Annotated in this window: 19 protein-coding genes; 5 read left to right on the top strand and 14 right to left on the bottom strand. The window is 53.3% G+C overall.

Annotated elements, in window-relative coordinates:
- The 3 genes from ACSV5M_RS20095 to gpmI form a co-directional block, all read right to left on the bottom strand.
- Nucleotides 1-1,401, bottom strand: coding sequence for a S41 family peptidase (locus ACSV5M_RS20095; RefSeq protein WP_439178478.1), 1,401 nt, complete (start codon nt 1,399-1,401; stop codon nt 1-3).
- Nucleotides 1,402-1,570: 169 nt separating this feature from the next.
- Nucleotides 1,571-2,728 carry a murein hydrolase activator EnvC family protein gene (locus ACSV5M_RS20090; RefSeq protein WP_439178476.1) on the bottom strand — a complete coding sequence of 386 codons (1,158 nt, stop codon included), beginning with the start codon at nt 2,726-2,728 and terminating at the stop codon, nt 1,571-1,573.
- A gap of 90 nt (nt 2,729-2,818) precedes the next feature.
- Nucleotides 2,819-4,366, bottom strand: coding sequence for a 2,3-bisphosphoglycerate-independent phosphoglycerate mutase (gpmI, locus tag ACSV5M_RS20085; protein ID WP_439178474.1), 1,548 nt, complete (start codon nt 4,364-4,366; stop codon nt 2,819-2,821).
- 408 nt (nt 4,367-4,774) lie between these two features.
- On the opposite strand from gpmI, the gene ACSV5M_RS20080 reads away from it, so the two are divergent.
- The 4 genes from ACSV5M_RS20080 to ACSV5M_RS20065 all read left to right on the top strand — a co-directional run bounded on the left by ACSV5M_RS20080 (nt 4,775) and on the right by ACSV5M_RS20065 (nt 7,739).
- Nucleotides 4,775-5,185 (top strand): rhodanese-like domain-containing protein, encoded by a 411-nt coding sequence (locus ACSV5M_RS20080; protein WP_439178472.1) that lies wholly within the window; start codon nt 4,775-4,777, stop codon nt 5,183-5,185.
- Between the two features lie 33 nt (nt 5,186-5,218).
- The gene (gene grxC / locus ACSV5M_RS20075) at nt 5,219-5,458 is read left to right on the top strand and encodes a glutaredoxin 3 (protein ID WP_439178470.1); all 240 of its coding nucleotides are present in this window, start codon (nt 5,219-5,221) and stop codon (nt 5,456-5,458) included.
- A gap of 61 nt (nt 5,459-5,519) precedes the next feature.
- Nucleotides 5,520-6,029, top strand: coding sequence for a protein-export chaperone SecB (secB, locus tag ACSV5M_RS20070; protein WP_439178469.1), 510 nt, complete (start codon nt 5,520-5,522; stop codon nt 6,027-6,029).
- Between the two features lie 198 nt (nt 6,030-6,227).
- Nucleotides 6,228-7,739 (top strand): Ppx/GppA phosphatase family protein, encoded by a 1,512-nt coding sequence (locus ACSV5M_RS20065; protein ID WP_439178468.1) that lies wholly within the window; start codon nt 6,228-6,230, stop codon nt 7,737-7,739.
- 19 nt (nt 7,740-7,758) lie between these two features.
- Here ACSV5M_RS20065 and ppk1 read toward each other — a convergent pair whose 3' ends face one another.
- A complete protein-coding gene (gene ppk1, locus ACSV5M_RS20060) occupies nt 7,759-9,828 on the bottom strand; it encodes a polyphosphate kinase 1 (protein WP_439178466.1) in 2,070 nt (689 codons plus the stop codon).
- Between the two features lie 173 nt (nt 9,829-10,001).
- Nucleotides 10,002-11,726, bottom strand: a complete 1,725-nt coding sequence (locus ACSV5M_RS20055; RefSeq protein WP_439178464.1) for an RICIN domain-containing protein — start codon at nt 11,724-11,726, stop codon at nt 10,002-10,004.
- Nucleotides 11,727-11,729: 3 nt separating this feature from the next.
- On the opposite strand from ACSV5M_RS20055, the gene ACSV5M_RS20050 reads away from it, so the two are divergent.
- Entirely contained in the window at nt 11,730-11,918 is a 189-nt protein-coding gene (locus ACSV5M_RS20050; protein ID WP_439178463.1) for a hypothetical protein, read from the top strand.
- A 129-nt stretch (nt 11,919-12,047) separates the two neighbouring features.
- Here ACSV5M_RS20050 and ACSV5M_RS20045 read toward each other — a convergent pair whose 3' ends face one another.
- The 9 genes from ACSV5M_RS20045 to ACSV5M_RS20005 form a co-directional block, all read right to left on the bottom strand.
- Nucleotides 12,048-12,359 (bottom strand): DUF4156 domain-containing protein, encoded by a 312-nt coding sequence (locus ACSV5M_RS20045; RefSeq protein WP_439178461.1) that lies wholly within the window; start codon nt 12,357-12,359, stop codon nt 12,048-12,050.
- 97 nt (nt 12,360-12,456) lie between these two features.
- The gene (locus tag ACSV5M_RS20040) at nt 12,457-13,443 is read right to left on the bottom strand and encodes a YbaY family lipoprotein (protein WP_439178460.1); all 987 of its coding nucleotides are present in this window, start codon (nt 13,441-13,443) and stop codon (nt 12,457-12,459) included.
- A gap of 196 nt (nt 13,444-13,639) precedes the next feature.
- Entirely contained in the window at nt 13,640-13,951 is a 312-nt protein-coding gene (locus ACSV5M_RS20035) for a hypothetical protein (protein WP_439178459.1), read from the bottom strand.
- Nucleotides 13,948-14,433, bottom strand: a complete 486-nt coding sequence (locus ACSV5M_RS20030; protein WP_439178457.1) for a hypothetical protein — start codon at nt 14,431-14,433, stop codon at nt 13,948-13,950. Before ACSV5M_RS20030 ends, ACSV5M_RS20035 begins: the two co-directional genes overlap by 4 nt.
- A 49-nt stretch (nt 14,434-14,482) precedes the next feature.
- Nucleotides 14,483-15,688 carry a DUF3570 domain-containing protein gene (locus ACSV5M_RS20025; RefSeq protein WP_439178456.1) on the bottom strand — a complete coding sequence of 402 codons (1,206 nt, stop codon included), beginning with the start codon at nt 15,686-15,688 and terminating at the stop codon, nt 14,483-14,485.
- Nucleotides 15,675-15,914 carry a DUF4266 domain-containing protein gene (locus ACSV5M_RS20020; protein ID WP_439178454.1) on the bottom strand — a complete coding sequence of 80 codons (240 nt, stop codon included), beginning with the start codon at nt 15,912-15,914 and terminating at the stop codon, nt 15,675-15,677. The genes ACSV5M_RS20025 and ACSV5M_RS20020 overlap by 14 nt, the downstream gene beginning before the upstream one ends.
- Nucleotides 15,911-16,393 (bottom strand): TlpA disulfide reductase family protein, encoded by a 483-nt coding sequence (locus ACSV5M_RS20015; protein WP_439178452.1) that lies wholly within the window; start codon nt 16,391-16,393, stop codon nt 15,911-15,913. Before ACSV5M_RS20015 ends, ACSV5M_RS20020 begins: the two co-directional genes overlap by 4 nt.
- An 18-nt stretch (nt 16,394-16,411) precedes the next feature.
- On the bottom strand, nt 16,412-17,086 hold the full coding sequence (locus ACSV5M_RS20010) for an outer membrane beta-barrel domain-containing protein (protein WP_439178451.1): 675 nt from the start codon (nt 17,084-17,086) through the stop codon (nt 16,412-16,414).
- Entirely contained in the window at nt 17,056-17,856 is an 801-nt protein-coding gene (locus ACSV5M_RS20005) for an SH3 domain-containing protein (protein ID WP_439178449.1), read from the bottom strand. Before ACSV5M_RS20005 ends, ACSV5M_RS20010 begins: the two co-directional genes overlap by 31 nt.
- Nucleotides 17,857-17,858: the final 2 nt, after the last annotated feature.

The following is a 17,858-nucleotide window of genomic DNA, read 5'->3' as shown; positions in this document are numbered from 1 at the left end:
TCATTCCTGGGGGGCGGTATTCAATGTCGGGGTGTCTGCGTTGGACTCTGCCGTTTCGTCAGCTTCAGCGTCCAGTGCGGCGTGAAGCATGATGGATTGCTGTTGGCGGAAGATATGCAAGCCCTTGAGCAGGTTCAGTGCCTCGTGGAGTTGATTATCTTTGGTTAGCAATTCCTGGGTGGCGAGGCGATCCTTCTCGCGTTTCTGGCTGGTGCTCTCGTCGCCGCCACGGGTATTGCTCAGGTGGCCCGCCAGGTCTGCTTCGGTGGTTCCGCCAGCCGGTTTAAGTGCCGTGACCTGGGCGCGTTCAACGATAACATCCGGCTCGATCCCCTGGGCCTGGATGGAGCGGCCGCTGGGGGTGAAGTACAGCGCGGTAGTAAGTTTCACGGCGCGATCTTCGTTGATGGTAATGATGGATTGCACAGAACCCTTACCGAAGCTGCGTGTGCCCAGCAGCACTGCCCGCTTGTGATCCTGCAAGGCACCGGCGACGATCTCGGAGGCCGACGCAGAACCGTCATTTATCAACACCACCATGGGCAGACCTTTGGCAATATCGCCAGGCGTCGCATGGTAATTAACGTCGCTATTTTCCAGCCGACCTTCGGTATACACCACCAGACCACTGTCGAGGAAAGCATCGGCAACCTCAACGGAGGATTGCAATACGCCACCGGGATTATTGCGCAGATCCAGCACAATGCCGCGTAACTCCGGGTTCTTTTCCTGGTGTTCGCGAATCTTGCGCATCATGTCCTTGCCGCTGTTGAGCTGGAACTGGGCGATACGCACATAGAGATAATCGTTTTCCAGCAGGCGGGTGCGCACGCTCTGGGTGCGGATGATGTCGCGTACTATCTCTACATCGAAGGGCTGTTCCACACCCTTGCGCACGATAGTCATCTTCAGCTTGCTGCCCTTGGGGCCGCGCATCATCTGAATGGCATCATTCTGGTTCATGCCTTTCACCGGCTTGTCGTCCAGGCGAATAATCAGGTCGCCGGCTTCGATGCCCGCCTTTTGCGCGGGCGTATCATCAATCGGAGCGATGACTTTGATAAAGCCATTTTCCATGCCCACTTCCACACCGACACCGCCGAATTCGCCGGTGGTATTTTCTTGCAAGTCTTCAAAGGCTTTTTTATCGAGGTAGCTTGAATGGGGGTCCAGTTCGGCAATCATGCCTTTGATGGCATATTCCAGTAACTTGGCATCGCTGACCTCCTCCACATAACCGCTGCGGATATGGTCGTACACACGGGTAAAGGTGCGAAGGTCTTCCAGAGGCAGCAAACCTTCATCCTGCTGCGACGTTTTGGCATCCTTGGCCTGGATCGGCAGAGCCAGGCTGAGTAACGCCAGCAGTATTAATGAATGTTTGCGGTGTGCGTAAAGCATCGGAATCTCCTGCGGTATTCAGCTCCGCATTCTTATGTATCGGGTAAAAAGACGGTCAATCTAAAACAAGTTGCTGCCGCTGGCCAGCAGCAGGTGCACAGTTTGCGTTATATATCGGTTCGAGCAGCAAAAAAAACGGTGTAATCAACAATCAACGCTGCTTAATCTGTCAGGCCCGCGCCAGCCAGGTGGCTGGGTCAGTAGGTTTGCCGTTTTGACGGATTTCGAAATACAACGCTGTTTCTGCCTGGCCGCCGCTGTTGCCCACGCTGGCGATGGCATCACCCGCGCGCACCCAGTCACCCGTCGTTTTAAACAGGCTTTGGTTGTGCGCATACAAGCTTAGAAAGCCTTCGCCGTGATCCACAATCAGCAGTAAACCGTGCCCGCGAAAATAATCGGCAAACACCACGCGCCCGTGATGCACGGCAATCACCGGCTTGCCTTCGGCGGCGCGAATCATCATGCCGCTCCATTGCATCTGGCCGCTCACGCGCGGGCTACCGAACCGGTGGATGACCTTGCCATCGGTGGGCCAGGGTAACCGCCCTTTGCGGCTGCTGAATTTTTCATTGCCGTCAGGTAAGGGAACCGAGCCGACGGTATGGGTTACCTGTTGCAACAGCGCTTGCAAGCGTTTGCGGTCTTCCTCCATCTGGCGCAGTTCCTGATCTTTATCTTTCAGGGTGCTGTTGATTTTGGCCAGGGCCTGCTGACGATCCTGTTGGCGCTGCTTCAATTCCAGGTGGCGGGCTTGCAGCGCTTTTTGACTCTCATTCAGCTCCAGAGTTTTGGCGGCGATACGGGGTTCCAGCTCATCCAGTTGTTCCAGCGTGGCCTGATACGCCGCCAGCTTGTCAGCGCGTGCGGCAAGAAAATATTGATGGTATTTAAGCAGGCGACTCACCCGCTCCGGTGACTCCTGATTGAGTAATAACTTGATCTGGCTTTGCTGGCCAAGCTGGTACGCCGAGGCGACTTGCGTAGCAACCTCTGACTGTTGTGAGCGCTTGGCACCTTGCAGGGTTTCGCGCTGCTGTTGCAGCTCCTTGAGCTGGTTGTTCTGTTGTTTCAGGTCGCGGTTGATCTGCTCAATTTTTTTTAACAGCTCACCGACTTCTGTCTCGGACTTTTGCAGATTTTTTTGTAGCTCGCTGCGCTCACCTTGAATAGATTTCAATTCCTTCTGCAATTGCTGGATGTTTTCCTGCAAGGCTTTCATATCTTGCTGTTGGTCAGCGAGGCTGGCAGACGCCAGAAAACATAGCAGAGCGACGGCGTAAACGCGGAAGTTGAAGAGAATGGAAATTGATGAATACCTGCTCATGGAACCAGTTCCTGCGGAGAGAAGCCCGGGCCGCAATGCGGCCCGGATGGCATAGCAGTTGTTTTTATTAACAGTCTTTCGCGCACCGCATCACTTTACAGTAATGAGGTTGCGCCCGGTCATCTCGGCAGGCTGCGGCAGTCCCATCAAATGCAGCATGGTGGGCGCCACATCAGCCAGGGAGCCGCCATCGGCGATGGTCACCTGACGCTGGCCGCAGTAGACGAAGGGCACCGGCAAGGTCGAATGCTGCGTGCTGACCTGGCCTGATTCTGCGTCGAACATCTCTTCCACGTTGCCGTGGTCGGCAGTCACCAGGGCTTCCCCGCCGACTTTTTCCAGCGCGCCCAGCACGCGGCCCAGGCAAATATCCAGCGCCTCTACCGCTTTTACGGCGGCTTCAAAGATACCGGAATGGCCCACCATATCGCCGTTGGCGTAGTTGCAGATAATCGCGTCGTACTTGCCGGACTCAATCGCGGCAACCAGTTTGTCGGTCACTTCCGGCGCGCTCATCTCCGGCTGCAGATCATAGGTTGCCACCTTGGGTGACGGTACCAGGATACGGTCTTCGCCGGGATACACGGTTTCCGTGCCGCTGTTGAAGAAGAAGGTCACGTGTGCGTATTTTTCGGTTTCAGCGATCCGCAACTGGGTTTTGCCCTGGTTGGACAGGTATTCACCGAAGGAGTTGGTAAGGTCTTCCGGCGGAAAAGCAACGGGTGCCTTGATGTCCGAAGCGTATTCGGTGGTTTGGACAAAATGGGCAATCTTCGGCGCTAACTCGCGCTCAAAGCCATCGAACTCCGGTTCGATCAGTGCGCGGGTAATCTCGCGGGCGCGGTCGGGGCGAAAGTTCATAAAGATCACTGAGTCGCCATCCTGGATGGTGCCGGCTTCTTCGCCTTCACCGCAGATAACGGTGGCCTTCACAAATTCATCATTCTCATCACGCGCATAAGCGGCCTTGAGCCCTTCGACGGCCGTGAGCGCATCAAATTCGGCCGCGCCGGTGACCATCACATCGTAGGCCGCTTTTACACGGTCCCAACGATTGTCGCGATCCAGCGCAAAGTAGCGGCCAATGATGGAAGCCACCTTGCCCACACCCAGTTCGCGGAACAGATCTTCAGCTTTTTGCAGGGAAGCTTCTGCGCTGCGCGGCGCTGTGTCGCGGCCGTCGAGGAACGCGTGCAGGTAAATCTGCTTGGCGCCGCGCTGGGCTGCCATTCGGATCATGGCGTAGATGTGGTCCTGATGAGCGTGAACACCGCCATCGGATAGCAGGCCGAGAATATGTACGGCTTTGTCATTGGCGACAGCAGCGTCGATGGCTTCGACGTACACCGGATTGGTGAAGAAATCGCCGTCGCTGATGGCTTTGTTGATGCGGGTGAGGCTTTGGTAAACGACGCGCCCGGCGCCGAGGGTCATGTGGCCAACTTCGCTGTTACCCATCTGGCCTTCCGGCAGGCCGACATCCAGACCGGAGGTGGCAATGAGGCTTTTGGGATTATTCGCCCAGACCTTGTCCCACACCGGGGTGTTTGCCGCATAAATTGCGTTGTGTTCGGTCTTTTCCGAATGGCCAAAGCCGTCGAGGATAATCAATACGAGGGGTTTTTTGGTCGCGGTCATACTCAGTCGTCGCTTCTACAATCCAGAGGTGGGGGAATTATTCAGGAATTTGCCGACATCAGGCTGCTATTTCATCGTCTGCTGCCCATCGGCGAGTGCGGCATATTCTAACCGGTTAAGCCAGTGAACACTATGACAATGACTGAGAAATACCCGGTGCATGGTGTATACTGCCGCCCTTCTTTGCACCCTGTAACGGATATTCGGGTCATCGTATTAGGTGCGGTCCATGTTACCGGGATTGGGTGTCCGGGTCCGTTTGAAAAAATTTATCTGCAACAAATAGCGCATCTATCGCTTGATATCCATCGACCTGCCTCCACATCCAGCGCAGGCTTATCGCTGTCAACGATGATGACAAGGTGATGCGACCTGTTGCGGCTCTTTTGTTAAAGGAATCTGTAACCTGTGAATTTCTTTGTATTTATCAGTCAGGAATGGCTGCTGGTCAGTACGCTGGTGGTGTTGATTTATATCTACGCCTGGCGTGAACGCATCAAGAGTGGTCGCCCCATCTCCGTGCACGAAGTCACGCAATTGCTCAACAAGGATTCTGCCGTGCTGCTGGATGTGCGCGACAGTGCAGAATTTAAAGCGGGCCATATTGTGGGTGCTATCAATATTCCGTTCAGCAAGGTTGCCGCTGAACTGGATAAGTTGGAGAGCTACAAAAGCAAGATCATCATCGTGGCCGACAAGCTGGGTCAGCACGCCGGTAGTGTTGGGCGGACGCTGGAAAAGCAGGGCTTTGTTGTGCGTCGCCTGTCCGGTGGTATTGCGGAGTGGCAAGCGCAGAATTTGCCGCTGGTAAAAAAGTAGTCGGCGTGAGAGGTCACCATGGCGCGGGTTTTGATGTACACCACAGCAGTATGTCCCTATTGCAATAACGCCAAAAAATTATTGGCGCAAAAAGGCGTAACCGCAGAAGAAATTCGCGTCGATCGTGAGCCTCATCTGTGGCAGGAAATGATGGAAAAAAGTAAACAGCGCACGGTGCCGCAAATCTGGATTGGCGACGTGCATGTCGGCGGGTTTACCGATTTGTGGGCGCTGGACAAAAACGGCAAGCTGGATGAGTTGCTGGCGAAATAATGTTTGCCGCTGATCGCATCCGCTTTTAATCTTTCAGAAACAGCAATCAATAGAGTGCATTATGTCCGAAGAAAATAATTCACAAGAACTTAATAATCACGAGCAGGCCGGCGGCCCGAATTTTGCCATTCAACGTATCTTCCTCAAGGATATTTCCTTTGAAACCCCAATGGGCGTTGAAGCCTTTACCAAGCAATTCAAGCCGAATATCCAGCAGGATTTAAACGTGCAGGTCAATCAGCTGGACGAAGGCACCCACGAAGTGGTACTGCTGCTGACCATCACCGCCAAGATTGAAGGTCGCACCGTGTTCCTCGTGGAAGTAAAACAAGCCGGCATCTTTGCGATCTCCGGCTTTGAAGGTATCCAGTTGAGCCAGGTGATCAATACCGCTTGCCCGCAAATACTGTTTCCTTACGCGCGCGAAGCCATCGACAGTATTTTGAATCGCGGTACTTTCCCGCCATTAATGCTGGCGCCAATTAATTTTGATGCCGTGTTTGCCCAGGCCGTGGTTATGGCCAAGCAACAAGCTGAAGCCGGCAAAGAAGCGCCCGCCACAGCCAATTGATTTTTTGTTATCGCAGGCAGTGGTTTGCTGCCTGCGTGCTACACTTTTTGGCAATCCTGAAACGATAAACAAGTGAAACGATGAACAAGGTTCTTTGTTGATCGAAAAACCTGCCGCTGTCATTCAACACTCTGCGTGAATGCCCTCCGTTGAGGGTGGGCGGTACATGATTTACCACTGCGATCCGGTGTCGATGTCATGTTCAATCTCTCCCGTAAAGAAACCGCTCACGCCAGTCATATCGCCGCTATCGATCTTGGCTCCAACAGTTTTCATATGATCATTGCCCGCTGGGACAACGACCAGTTGATCCTGCTGGATCGCCTGCGTGAGCCGGTGCGCCTCGGCTGGGGTTTGCAGGCCGATGGCAGTTTGAGCGACGAAGCGCGCGAAAAAGCCATGGCCTGTCTGGAACGCTTCGGTGAGTGTTTGCGCGAATATCCCTCGCGCAGTGTGCGTATCGTCGGCACCAAAACCCTGCGCAGCATTACCGATTCGCGTCAATTTTTACAGGAAGCCCAGGTGCGCCTGGGGCATCCGGTGGAGATTATTTCCGGCGATGAAGAAGCGCGGCTGGTGTATTTGGGCGTAGCCCATTGCATTGCGCCCGGCGAAGGGAAACGGATGGTGATTGATATCGGCGGTGGCAGTACCGAAATCATTCTGGGTCAGGGCATGGCGCCCTTGTTGAAAGAGAGTTTGAGCATGGGTTGTGTTGCCATCGCCAAACAATTTTTCTTTGACGGCAAAGTGACCGACAAAGCGATCAAAAAAGCGCGCATTGCCTGCTTGCAGGAACTGGAGCCGGTGAACGACCTGTTTGTTGAGCAGGGCTGGCAAGAAGTGCTCGGCGCCTCCGGCACTATCAAGGCGGTCGCTAAAGTGTGCCAGAGCATGGGCTGGAGTGATGGCACCATTGAGAAGCAAAGTCTCGACATCATCGTGCAGATGTACCGCCAGCACGGCAACACGGACTTAAAGATCTCCGGCTTATCTGATGATCGCCAGGCGGTTTTTCTCGGCGGTGTCATTGTATTGAGCGCACTCTTTGAAAGCCTGCAGCTGGATCAGATGACCGCTGCCGATTGGGCATTGCGCGAAGGCCTGCTCTATGACCTGAAAGGGCGACTCGAAGATCACGATATTCGCCAGGCCAGTGTCGATGCTCTGGCCAAACGATTTCATGTGAATCTGGAGAAAGCCGAGCGCGTGGAAAAAACCGCGCTCATGTTACTGGAACAAGTGAGCGATAGTTGGGGATTGAATGTTGATGAAGCGGGTAAACTGCTGCGCTGGTCTGCCCGTTTGTATCCGGTAGGGCTGGATATCGCTCACAGCGACTACCACAAACACAGCGCATATATTGTTGAGCACGTTGATATGGCCGGTTGCTCGCGCGCGGAGCAAAAGCAATTGGCGGCGCTGGTGTTAGCGCATCGGAAACGGTTTCCGGTCAAACAATTTCCGTTGGAAAACATCGCGCTGTTACAGGTGGCAATCCTCTTGCGCCTGGCGATTATCTTTCACCGCGGGCGCAAGAAAGAAGGGCGCTTGCCGATTAAACTTCGCGCCAGTAATCACAAACTGAAACTCACCTTGTCGACGGCCTGGCTTGAAGCCAATACCTTGACCCACGCCGACCTTGAAAGTGAAGCCCAGCATCTTGAAGAGATCGGTTATCTTCTGGATGTCATTGCGAACGGCGATTAGCCTTCTTTTTGATGCCCCGCTATTTGATAACGGGTGTGGTCCAGCGATCCAGCAGTATCGCCTGCACATCAATCAGCTCTTCGCCTTCTTGGGGTTCGGTGATCACGTAATTGCCATTTTCCTGCAAAATCCAGGCGTGAGTGTTATCGGCCAGGTATAGCGTCAAATCTTCCATGATACGATCGCGAATTTTTTTGCTCTTGATGGGAAAGCAGGTTTCCACACGGTGGAACATGTTGCGACTCATCCAGTCTGCACTGGAACACAATAATTCCGGATTGCCATTGTTCTCAAAGTAGAAAACCCGGCTGTGTTCCAGAAAGCGCCCGATGATGGAACGCACGCGGATATTTTCCGACAAGCCTTCAACGCCGGGACGCAACTGGCAGATGCCGCGTACAATTAGATCAATTTGCACACCAGCTTGCGATGCGGCGTAAAGTTCATTGACCAGTTCTTCATCGTAGAGCGAATTCATCTTTGCAATAATGCGCCCCGGCTTTCCTTGTTCGGCATGTTCGCGCTCGGTACGAATTCGCCTGACGAGTCCTTTGTGCAAGGTAAAGGGTGCGTACATCAAAGCGTCCATCTTCGACGCTTTGCCCATGCTGCTTAACTGCAAGAAGATGCGATACACATCATCACCGATCTCTTTGTCACTGGTCATCAAACCGTAGTCGGTGTAAATCATGCTGGTCTTGGGATGGTAATTGCCGGTGCCCATATGCACGTAGTAGCGCACTTTACTGTTCTGCTCCCGCCGCGCCACTAACAACATCTTGGCATGGGTTTTATAACCCACCACGCCGTAAATCACGTGAATACCGTAACGCTGCAAGCGCTCCGCCAATGCCACGTTTTGTTCTTCATCGAAGCGCGCACGCAGCTCAATAATAGCAGTGACTTCCTTGCCGTTTTTAGCAGCGGCCACCAGCGCGTCAACCACCGGCGAGTTGGAGCCGGTGCGATACAAGGTCTGCTTGATTGCCAGCACATGGGGATCGGTGGCCGCTTCGCGCAAAAAATCCACCACGCCCTGGAATGAATCAAAGGGATGGTGCAACAGAATGTCCTGTTTTTGCAGTGCTTCAAAATAACTGTTGGACCGCTTGGGAAATTTCGGCATCGCCTGTACGAACGGGGTAAAGAAAAAGCGGCTGTCTTTTACCAGATCGAACAGGTCGCTGAAGCGGTTCAGGTTCACCGGGCCATTGATGCGGTAAAGATCGCGCTCTTTGATTTCACAGCGGTGCAATAAAAATTGCTCCAGCTCGGCAGGACAGGTGTCTGTCAATTCAAGCCGCACTTCATCGCCATATTGGCGGTAAGCGAGTTCGCCCTGAACCGCACGCAACAGATCTTCGGTTTCTTCTTCATCGAGAAAAATATCGGAATTGCGCGTGAGGCGGAATTGGTAACTGTCGATTACCGTCATGCCGACAAAGATTTCCGCCATAAAGTAATGAATGATTGACGACAGGAAAACAAATTCGCGACCTTCGCTGGCCAGCTCCGGCGGCAGTTCAATGATGTGTGATAACGACCGGGGCACCTGCACAATTGCACGCCCGGAGTTGCGCCCAAAGGCATCTTTGCCATCGAGCTTGACGATAAAGTTCAGGCTTTTATTAAGAATGCGCGGAAAGGGGTGAGCCGGGTCCAGCCCGATAGGACTGAGCACGGGCAGCACATCGGTTTCAAAATAACTTTTCAGGTATTTCACCTGTTGGCTGTTCCATTCCTCCCGCCGCAGTACGCGGATGCCGTTTTCGCGCATCGCCGGAAGAAGTGCCTGGTTGAGGATGCGATATTGCTCTTCCACCAGCCGGTGAGCCCGCTCGGAAATTTCGGTCAAGGTCTGGGTTTGGCTCAGCCCATCGGGACCGGGCGGCGTCTGGGCGTTGAGCTCAATCATCTCCACCAGCCCGCCGACGCGCACTTCAAAAAACTCATCGAGGTTGGTGGAAAAGATGCACAGGAAGCGCAAGCGCTCCAGTAACGGCAGGGATTGGTTGTAGGCTTGATACAACACGCGTTTGTTGAACTCCAGCAAGCTCAGTTCGCGATTAAAGAAAGCGTCGGACACCATGTACCCCTATGACAAGTAGCTTTTTGCGCCTCAGATTATGACGGGAATGTGACAGTTTTAAGACAGCGGAGGTATTTTAAAGATAGCAGAGCCACGCGGCATTAGCGTTTGAGGGTGTGGTACGAGTGAAAGGTGGAAGCCGTCCCTGGTCAAGCTGTTTTAACGATCCTGCACTAGTAAAGCTGCCACAGCTGGTTGCCGCCGCCAAAGTAATCCCACTGCTGGATATTGGCACCGTCGGCGGTGGAGTTGCCAGCCACGTCCAACGACTTGCCGCTCAACACCGACAGGATGCGGTACACGTCGCCCACCGGCTCAATGCGCCAGCGCTGGTTGGCGCCGCCGCCATAAGTCCACAGATGGATATTCGCCCCGTTGGCGGCGGAGATATTGGCTACATCCAGGGCGCGTCCGCTGTGCACAGCTTCTATACGATATTCACTGTTACCCAATGCCGTTACCTGCCAGCGTTGGTTGTCGGCGCCGGTGCGGGCCCAGAGTTGCACATTGGCGCCGTTGCTGGTGGAGACGTCCTGCACATCCAGACTTTTACCACTGCCCACATTGATGATCTCGTAAATTCCGTTGGTAATGGCACCATCGCCAGGGCCGCCGGGGTTTGTGGTGCCGTTATGTTTTACTGCGTCGTAAAACCCCTGGTGCCACTGGAGGCCAGCACTGCCGTTGGCGATGTTGTTGCGCGCGAAATCCAGCATGCCCTGATAAGCACCGGCCGGTGGCGTGCCGCCGTTGTTGATGAAGTTTTTCACCTGGTTATAGATGTTATTGGGATGCACAGTCCAGAGCGTACGGTCGTGAGACATCTTCTTAAACGACCAGGGGAAATGCCCGGCGATATTGTTGATTGACCAGTCGGTTGCGGTGCGAATGATCTCATTGGTGTCCTCGCCGTATTCGCCGAGGATCAGCGGAATATTCAAGCGATTGGTGATGTCGTCCCGCGTGTACATATCTGCCAGCGCGCCGGCATTGCCAAACACATAATGGTGGGTTTCATAGACGAGGTTGTTGTCCCAGCGCGTCGTCACGCCAGTGGCCGCCTGGGTCGCAGGATCAGTCCAGTCGAGTACCTGCAATTGCGACGCCCACCAGCCGCCTTCCGCCACGATGATGTGGTTGTTGTCTACCTCGCGAATCGCGTTGCGCAGCTGGATCAATGACGGCAGCAATTCATATTCGCGGCCCGGCGGCAGTACCGGTTCATTGATCAAGTCGTAACCCCAGATCATGGGTTCGTTCTTGTAACGGTTGGCGATGTGGCGCCATACCTGACGGGCGATCTGGATGTTGTTGCCGTCCCAGAACTTCACGGAATCCCGCGGTTGGCTGGCGTTGGAATTCAGATTGTCGCTGTGATCGCCGGGGTTTTGATAACCGGGCGCGGCGTGCATATCCAGCAGGATATAAACACCGTGGGTGCGGCAATACTCAATCAAACGGTCGAAATACTGGAAACCGTGATCGCTGAGCTGGCCGTTCTGCCAGAACATGTTGTAGTGGAAGGGCACGCGCACCGAGTTAAAACCCAACCCGGCCAAATCAGCGATAGCCCGCTCATTCACATAATGCAGGCGCCACTGGTGTTCAAATTCCCGCGCATTATCCATGCCGCCCAAGGCGCTGCCGAGGCTGTTGAGGAACTGGGTATGGGTTCGGTAATTGAAGTCACCCATCATCAGATAGCCTTCCCACAGCAACCAGTTGCCGAGGTTCATGCCGGTGAAATAGATTTCGTTGCCATTGCCGTCTAGGATGCGCGTGCCCTGGGTATGTACAAATTGGCTGTGAGCGGTGCTGGCAAACAGCATCAGCGTTAACAGGATGACGCCGTAAAGACGGCGGTGCAAAGTGAAAAGAAGAGGGTGTAATCGAGACATAAGGTGTTGCTCCAGTTAGACGTTATTGTGGGAGTGATGCGCACACCGGATGGTGGCCAGGGAAAGTCTATGGAGTTGGAAGAAGGGCGTCGTTCGGGTGGGGGTTGTAGAACCTTGAAAGATCGCTGGTGGGCGTTCGGGGGTTGGGGGCTTAGCCGAACCTTGGGGGGCAAAGTGGGGCAAATAGATTAATGGGCGGATGAGTATTACTTGGCGAGTACTACTTGGTGGGTTTTACTTGATGGGGATTTGTCGGATTACGCCGCTGGGCGGCTAATTCGACCTACAGGCGTTGTGTGCCCCGTCCCTGGGTACAAGGCATTATTTACATTTGTAGACGGCGAAGGTTTGGCTGCCGTTTTCAACAGAAGACGTGGGCACCACGGTGTCGCCGCCGAAGCTGGCTGCTTCATTGCGCGCCAGGTTGGCCAGCTCAGTGGCTACCTTGTCGGCGTTGCGGTCAATCGGGCCGACGCTGGCTTTCACTTTGACGTTCACATTGCGCAGTTTTTCGCAGTTGCGCACGTTGGCCATATTGGCCACTGCCACGCCGGTGCCGTTATCGCTCACCTTTACCCAGGTACAAGCGCTGCTCAGGGTGGCTATCGCCACGACAAATAATAATGACTTCATGCAAAACCTCCTCGTTATAGATTGTGTAATTGCCGGATTGAAACCCCGTGCCAAAACGCTGCACACGATAGCGCTTGCCGAAAAAAATACCAAGGGGTTAAAGGGACTTGCCACATCCGTTGTAGGCTCTGCCATCCAACAGAATGCGCACCTCCTGACTGAATTGCATACCGCTCATGCTGTCCTGGCAAGGCTTGGTTTCGATGGTCAGCAACAGGTCATGGCTTTCGGTGACGGCGTGATAGCTGCTGCGTTGCGCTGAATCCAGGTCCGGCACCGGCACCGGGGTAATCACCCGGTAGTTGCCATAGTCGCCGACAAACTCAATTTGCAGATCTGCATCCAGCTCCAGCAGCCAACCCGGCTCATTGCCAGTTGCACGGAAATCGATACCGCGGGCCTTGGCCTCAGCCCAGGGCAACTGCTCCGGTTTGTTACGACAGTTGCTCAAGGTTTCGCCATCCACGGTGATAGAGGCTTCCTCGCCTTTACTCCAGAATTCCGCCCGCTCGTTTGTATAGCGCGCGCCCGAAGCCGCCGGTGCCTGCTGCAATTGCAGATCGGCACCATTGATATGGATCACCGCCGTATTGGCATTGACTACCACCAGTGCCAGTACCTGATCGCATTCATAGGCGAGTCGTTGGGCATCGTCGGTGGACTGACTGGTAACGCGTGTTTGATCCGCGCGCGCAACCTGTAACGAGACGCGATCTTTCGGGCTGTCATGGGTCAGCACGCCGTAGTGCTCAACCGTAGCCCATAGCAGCTGATTGTCCGCCGAGCGGATCTGGGCACGCAGCGCATAGCGATGTTTGTTGTTGATATCAGAGGTGTTGTAAGTCAGGGAAAAGGGGATCGGCACCTGCGTCTCGGGGGTGAATTCGATCTTGCTAATGGTCGTGGCTGGCGTATCGGCGCGGCTCACATCCTCAAGTGCCACACTGACGCTCGCACCCGGCGGCAGAGCGATGCGCTCACGATAATAGATATCGCCGGTGATGGTGCTGGTACAACCCATAAGGGCAGCGGTGATCAGCAGAAAGGTGGCGAGCAGCTGCCCCTTGATCCTTGAATTATTCATGAGGTTACCTTCTTGAAGCTTCTTGAAACGAAGTGCGTAGGTCCGGAATGGTTTTTGGACTGGGTGTACTTTACTTTGTTTCACTTAAATAAAGTATGCGAATAACAAACGCAAGCAGTCGTCTTATTTCAAGTTGCCGAAGAGTGAAAGGTTATGCGATATTGAGCGTGCATGTGACCAGCCCTGTTATGGGCAACTATTGCATTTCCTGATCTGATACTCTTTGCCAAACAGAATAGTAACCAATGGCTCTCATATAAGTGGAGACCTCGTAATTCAGATCAGGCAGCATCTCTGTATTGTCGGTACTGCCTAGAACTTCAACTGCATTTTCTTCGTCGTTATTCACTAATTCCGCTACGTGCCATACGAATCGGCTAAAAGTTTCGGCATCGCTTTCGTTTGTGACATTATTTTTCATCAAACTAATAATGTCATTGCGGTTTTCTTGTTCTGCATAATGCCTTAAAAGGTCTTGGATATGAGGATAGCGAGCAAATTCCATCATATACAATTTCCTCCATTCCTTATTACAGACATGCGATAGGAAACAATCTCCAGTTTTCTGGCCAACTCTTCAATACTCATGCCTTCTGTTTTTGTTACTGCTAAAAAATAGTGGCCACTATTTTTCTCATCTTCCACAAACTCAAGGCCATTTGGTATGTCTGCTTCCGAAAGAATCCAGAATACATCTACAGGCTTCTTCTTTGCTCTTTTTGCTTGCATGCCGAGAACAAACTTTAAGTTTTCCCAAGAAGAGGAAAAGGACAATCCCATTTGACGGTCTGGCAAAATCCACGTTTCATCAATATTAAATTTATAATCGCATTTGCGGATGCCCATTACCGTCCGATATTTTCCATCTGCTCTATCTTCATAGAGTGTTGGGTGCTTTCCCCTGATGATGGGTCGACCACGTAGTTTCTTTATTTCAGAAACTATTTTCTCCAAATCAGTCAGGCACTTATACTGTTTTAATTCCCCCACTATTTTTATCTCCTTATGTTTCTAGCTTCGTATATATGTGGGCGAAGTATCAATACCAAAATGACCAATACAATCGGATGACATCTGCATCGAAGTTATACAGCGGTTCCTGGCCGAATAATACGCCTTCTTCGCGCGGCACAACTCGACGGAAATCTTCATAATCGAATTGGATGCGATCCCAGTACAAATTCACGGTGCTCTTATCAAACCAGGGAACAAATCCTGTGGGTAACTGATAAGTAACGCCCAATCCAAAGGTGGTGGTTGTGAGAGGACTTAATTCCTTGTCGCGGCCCATAAAGTTTTGATAGTCGGCGTAGGGGAATAGATCGCTGTAAAAGTCCGCCTCGGTTTGTTCGTAGGCGCGGTATTTTAATTCGAAGAGCCACTCCTTATAGGGATGGGTGTAACGCACTTCATAGTTGCTGGCTTCGATACCCCAGCTGTCGGAGAATTCCCGGTAATCGGCGCGGATGGCTGCGCGATATGGTAAATAATAAATGGCACGCACGCCGACGGCATCGCTGTTATGGGTGTTGGGATATTTCTCTGCTGCTTCGCGAGCCTCACTACAAACTGGATTCACCCCGTCGCCGTTGGTGCAAAAGCGCATAACGCGATAAGGGTTTTGTAGGTAACCCTCATCCACGGCGCTTTCCACACTCAAGGCGGCAATCAAATTTTTAGTCAGGATTTGTGAAATATTAATGCTGTAACGACGCCGCTCTGCCTCACGCTCACCGAACTCTCCAGTATGGTCATCATTGCGGCTGATAATGTCATCACCAAAACTGGTGTTAAGACTTACCGTAGTCAGGTCACCAAAGAAAGTCTGGCTGACGCTGAAACTGTAGGTGGTGGAGTCGAAATCATTTTCCTTACTGGTTGAGTAGCCCAAATTAAACGTCGTGCGATCATGCAGATAAACCAGGCCAAGATCTTTTTGTTTACGCTCTTCGGCATAGGGGCTCGCGCCGGATTCCACGTCTGCACCGCGCGCGGCGACCACATCAATGGAGGCGCCGCTGATGCTGTCTACATAATATTGGCCGGAAATTGAAACCGAATTGCCGAGATTTTTGCGCACCAGAATGGCAGGGCCATCGATCTGGGTGCCGCCGCCTTCGTAACTGTGGTACATGATGTCGATGCGTTCATCAGGCAACACCTCTGCCTGCGCGCGCGCGAAAAAAAACAGCAGGGCAAGGCTTAATAACGCCAGGCCAATACGCAGGGGATTAGTTACAACCACAGCCGCCTCCCGCACCGCCATCGCCACCCCGTGCCGCTTCGCGCGCATCGTATACGTGATGCAAATAGCCACTGGAAATCGGATCGCGATCAAAACTCATCAGCGGATCAGCAATGTTCTGCCGCTCATAAGGTTTGACCCAGGGTTCAATGCGCCCGCAGGCGCACAAGCTGAATATGCCGATCAACAAAAGCGCACGAATGGCTTTAGGTGCTGTGGGAATCATTCGCGGATCAGCTCCCGAATCTGGTCGCGGTATTTGTTTTCGTCACCGGCTTTGTAACCGCGATTCACAAAACGCACTTCGCCTTTTTTATCGATCACGACAGTGGTAGGCATAGCATCCACTTTGTAGAGCTTGCTCACTTTGCTGTCAGGATCGTAAAGCACCGGCAGGCTCACACCTAAATCTTCAATCAATTTTTTGGCAGCGGCAGTGTCTTGCTCAACGTTCACGCCATAGAGTTCAAAACCGGCTTTGTTGTAACGTTTGTACATGTCATCCAGCAAGGGCATTTCGGTGCGGCAGGGACCACACCAGGAGGCCCAGAAATTCAGCATCACCACCTTGCCGCGCTGTTCGGCCAGGCGCACGTTATCGCCGCTTTCACTTTTTAAGGTGAAGTCCGGAGCGGGGGCGGCGTGGGTGAACGCGGCAAATGCCAGCAGAAAAATAACACTTAAAGCGGGCAGAGATAATTTCATAAAACGACTCCTGCGAATTTAGAAAAAGAGTGACAGGCCGATGCGGCCTTCGAGGTTGTGGGTTTCTTTGCTCTCGCCGAACAATTCGTGGGTGAACACGTGATCGCGCATGCTCAAATCGAACGACACCCAATCGGTGGCGAAGAACCGCAAACCGGCTCCAAAGTTATAGGTGAAATAATCCTTGGAGGCGAACTGCGTGTTGCCGGCGCCGGCGATTAAATAGATGCGCGTGTTGAACGCCCATTTATCGCTGATCTGGATCTGGCCGGGAAACAGGTTGTATCCCAGCGACAGGTTGTAATAGGTCAGGTCCCGCTCTTCGTCGGTGAGCAGTTGTACCCCACCGCTGAGCAGTTCGTAGCTGGTTTCTTGTAACCGGCTCATGCCGTAGGTCGCTTCGGCAAAAAAATCTTCGGTGATGTGGTAAGCCATGGTGACCCCGACCACGTCATTGGTGCCGAAATCTTCAATGCCCAGCAAACCGTAGAACGCGCCGAACTCAAAGTTCTCGCTGTCGATCATCTCTTCCTTGATGGTGCGGCGTTCGATATCCGGCGAGATGATCTGACCCAACTCATCCTCGTCGTCTGCCTCCTGCGCCAGGCTCAGCGGTGCGCCTGCCCACAAAAGGCATCCCACACAGAGTGCTGCTGTGCGCATCAGAAAAAGATGTTGAAACCGACTTTCCATTCATTGACCTCTTCATTGTCGTTGCGGCTGGTCAGGATCATGTGGTTGGTGTATTCAACGCGCATGAAAAAGCGGCCGGTCAAGTGGATATAACTGCCGAGGCTGGCCTGGATCAGCGTGTCGTTGCGATCCTCCGGCTCTACCAGGGTGGCGCTGGGCAAGGTTTTGATCTCGCCGGTGCCGAGGCTGAAAAACGGTGAAATTCGCCATTCGGGAAACGGCTGGTGCAAGAGCGCGACGGCGAGGATCTGGCTATCCGAAAACTGGCCGGTGTTTTGTGCAACCCGCAGTTCGGCGGTGAGGTTTTCGGTAAAGCGGTAACCCAGGGTGCCGGTCAGTGAGTCGGCGCCGTTGAAATCACCGAGGGCCACGCCCAGTTCAAACCGGTCGGTGAGGTAATCTTCCTGCTTGGGATCATCCAGTTCCGGTGGCTGACCATCGGGGCCGAGGGTGAACTGGAGATCGCGGCGGCGCACCCAGCCGGTTTTGCCGCGATAGGTTTTGATCTTGATCCAATCGGTGCGGCTTTTCAGCAGCGTAATGACCTCGCCGCGCTCCACCACATGGAAAATCGGATAGCCGCGGCCGGGCCCGTTGTGAACATTGATGTAGGCATCGTTGACCGTCACTTGCGGATCATCATCGGCCCAGGCGCCAGGGCTGAGCCACAACGCGGCACACAAAAACAACAAACCGCCGATGCCCCGAAGGCAGCGGCGGTGCAGTACAAAGCAGACATCCCCAAGGGGTAGCGATACAGCGTTTATCATCG

This window comes from Cellvibrio sp. ARAG 10.3, from assembly GCF_051846955.1.
GTDB lineage: Bacteria > Pseudomonadota > Gammaproteobacteria > Pseudomonadales > Cellvibrionaceae > Cellvibrio.
The sequence above is the reverse complement of the archived record's forward strand: the minus strand, read 5'-3'. Positions and strand labels throughout refer to the sequence as shown.

Excerpts from the sequence above, each read along its gene's own strand:
- ACSV5M_RS20010 (WP_439178451.1), bottom strand. The coding sequence starts at position 17,086 with ATGGAAAGTCGGTTTCAACATCTTTTTCTGATGCGCACAGCAGCACTC.
- ACSV5M_RS20090 (WP_439178476.1), bottom strand. The coding sequence starts at position 2,728 with ATGAGCAGGTATTCATCAATTTCCATTCTCTTCAACTTCCGCGTTTAC.
- ACSV5M_RS20035 (WP_439178459.1), bottom strand. The coding sequence starts at position 13,951 with ATGATGGAATTTGCTCGCTATCCTCATATCCAAGACCTTTTAAGGCAT.
- ACSV5M_RS20005 (WP_439178449.1), bottom strand. The coding sequence starts at position 17,856 with ATGATAAACGCTGTATCGCTACCCCTTGGGGATGTCTGCTTTGTACTG.
- ACSV5M_RS20015 (WP_439178452.1), bottom strand. The coding sequence starts at position 16,393 with ATGAAATTATCTCTGCCCGCTTTAAGTGTTATTTTTCTGCTGGCATTT.
- ACSV5M_RS20055 (WP_439178464.1), bottom strand. The coding sequence starts at position 11,726 with ATGTCTCGATTACACCCTCTTCTTTTCACTTTGCACCGCCGTCTTTAC.
- ACSV5M_RS20065 (WP_439178468.1), top strand. The coding sequence starts at position 6,228 with ATGTTCAATCTCTCCCGTAAAGAAACCGCTCACGCCAGTCATATCGCC.
- ACSV5M_RS20040 (WP_439178460.1), bottom strand. The coding sequence starts at position 13,443 with ATGAATAATTCAAGGATCAAGGGGCAGCTGCTCGCCACCTTTCTGCTG.
- ACSV5M_RS20095 (WP_439178478.1), bottom strand. The coding sequence starts at position 1,401 with ATGCTTTACGCACACCGCAAACATTCATTAATACTGCTGGCGTTACTC.
- ACSV5M_RS20045 (WP_439178461.1), bottom strand. The coding sequence starts at position 12,359 with ATGAAGTCATTATTATTTGTCGTGGCGATAGCCACCCTGAGCAGCGCT.
- gpmI (WP_439178474.1), bottom strand. The coding sequence starts at position 4,366 with ATGACCGCGACCAAAAAACCCCTCGTATTGATTATCCTCGACGGCTTT.
- ppk1 (WP_439178466.1), bottom strand. The coding sequence starts at position 9,828 with ATGGTGTCCGACGCTTTCTTTAATCGCGAACTGAGCTTGCTGGAGTTC.
- grxC (WP_439178470.1), top strand. The coding sequence starts at position 5,219 with ATGTACACCACAGCAGTATGTCCCTATTGCAATAACGCCAAAAAATTA.
- secB (WP_439178469.1), top strand. The coding sequence starts at position 5,520 with ATGTCCGAAGAAAATAATTCACAAGAACTTAATAATCACGAGCAGGCC.
- ACSV5M_RS20020 (WP_439178454.1), bottom strand. The coding sequence starts at position 15,914 with ATGATTCCCACAGCACCTAAAGCCATTCGTGCGCTTTTGTTGATCGGC.